The organism is Mesorhizobium sp. M2E.F.Ca.ET.209.01.1.1 (assembly GCF_004010375.2).
In the GTDB taxonomy this organism is placed as follows: domain Bacteria; phylum Pseudomonadota; class Alphaproteobacteria; order Rhizobiales; family Rhizobiaceae; genus Mesorhizobium.
On the sequence record NZ_SADP02001396.1, the window covers coordinates 1 to 279 of the forward strand.

A 279-nucleotide genomic window follows, 5' to 3' on the forward strand; every position below is an offset into this window, starting at 1 on the left:
GACCTGGCCGGTCTTGTTGACGATCACCTCGACAGCGTCGGTCGGCACGGTGATCGCCGGAATGACGTTGGCGCCGTCGACTGTGACCAACTGCCCGGTGGCATTGGTGTTGAATGCGCCGGCGCGGGAGTACAGCGTGCCGCCGTCGGCGCCCTCGATCTGGAACCAGCCCCGGCCGGTCAGCGCCAGGTCGAAGCTGTTGCCGGTGCTGGTCAGCTCGCCCTGTGTGTGGACGTTGCGCACGGCTGTCGTCTTGACGCCGGGGCCGATCGAGACACC

Annotated in this window: 1 protein-coding gene; it reads right to left on the reverse strand. The window is 67.7% G+C overall.

The genetic code is table 11. The features are described from left to right. A partial coding sequence (locus tag EN852_RS40545; RefSeq protein ID WP_135880026.1) for a flagellar hook-basal body complex protein occupies positions 1 to 279 on the reverse strand: 279 nt, incomplete at both ends.